General features: G+C 48.8%; 1 protein-coding gene and 1 pseudogene. One reads left to right on the plus strand and one right to left on the minus strand.

Annotated elements, in window-relative coordinates; genetic code table 11:
- The coding region (locus tag E1189_RS01235) for an ankyrin repeat domain-containing protein (protein WP_196220942.1) at positions 1 to 514 on the plus strand (514 nt) is incomplete at its 5' end.
- A 189-nt stretch (positions 515 to 703) separates the two neighbouring features.
- Here E1189_RS01235 and E1189_RS24635 read toward each other — a convergent pair.
- A pseudogene (locus E1189_RS24635) lies at positions 704 to 834 on the minus strand (IS1380 family transposase); the annotation flags it as partial.
- Positions 835 to 1,131 lie beyond the last annotated feature (297 nt).

Genomic DNA, 1,131 nt, shown 5'->3' on the forward strand with positions numbered 1-1,131 from the left:
TCAGATTTTGGTGAACACCGAAGGGGTGGACGTGAATCAAACATGGGACGGTGCCACACCTTTGTTTATGGCATCTCAAAACGGCCATGCCAGGGTGGTTCAGATTTTGGTGAACACCGAAGGGGTGGACGTGAATCAAGGACCGGATTATGGTATCACGCCTTTGTTTATAGCGTCTCAAGAAGGCCATACTGAGGTGGTTGAAATTTTGGTGAACACTGAAGGGGTGAACGCGAATCCAGTACAGGATGATGGTGCCACGCCTTTATTTCAAGCGTCTCAGGAAGGCCATGCCGAGGTCGTTCAGACTTTGCTAGATGCTGGTGCTAATCCCCTTCCTAAAAGGAAATATGATATTTTTCTCACCAAAAGCCCACTGAGTGTGGCAAAACACTCTAAGCCTCTATTTAGGAATGGTAACCCTGACAAGTGGGACAGGTATACAAAAATCATTAAAGCCCTTGAGCAAGCAATCTATAGGCCCAATGACACTTATTGTATTAATCCAGCCTGACTTAAGGTGCCACGGCTTGTCAGGTGAGGCTTGTCAGAGAGAAAACGATTATCTAAACCGTTCTTTTTGTGTCCCACTGACAAGCCATGGAAACAGCACACAAGCCTATGTTCTTCGGGCCAGAATTATTCTGTCTGCAGCCGCAGGACTGAGTCTCCGTGCTTCAGCAGCACAGCTTGGTTGCATATATTGTCGCCCGGTTTTCACCAGACGGGCCGCCTGGTATATCAGCTCCTGCATGACGGTTTTCAGGCGACGACGCCGGCGGCGTGACGGACTGGCGAGTCCGGTCCCAGCAGAGCCTTCTGTCCCATGCAACGTTGGAACCAGTTCAATGTTTGGAATGCCGTGACGCTTGATAACCGAACGAAGGTTTTTTTTGAGTGTTGTTTTCTGGTTGATGGTATGGCCGATGAAATAAAGGCCAGCAGCAGGCGTATAGAGTTCGGTGTCAGATTGTTCGATTTTTAGTTTCACAAAAACGCACCCGGCAGGTGAAATCCTGAGAGGGGGGGCATTTTACCTCTCAGGCCTTGTGTTGTCTGGTGTTTGGAGTAATTTATGTGATGTGAACTCGCGGATTCAGGTATCGTGCCTGGGTTGAATCGGAGGTTATG

The sequence above is a fragment of the Parendozoicomonas verongulae genome, from assembly GCF_009711465.1.
In the GTDB taxonomy this organism is placed as follows: domain Bacteria; phylum Pseudomonadota; class Gammaproteobacteria; order Pseudomonadales; family Endozoicomonadaceae; genus Sansalvadorimonas; species Sansalvadorimonas verongulae.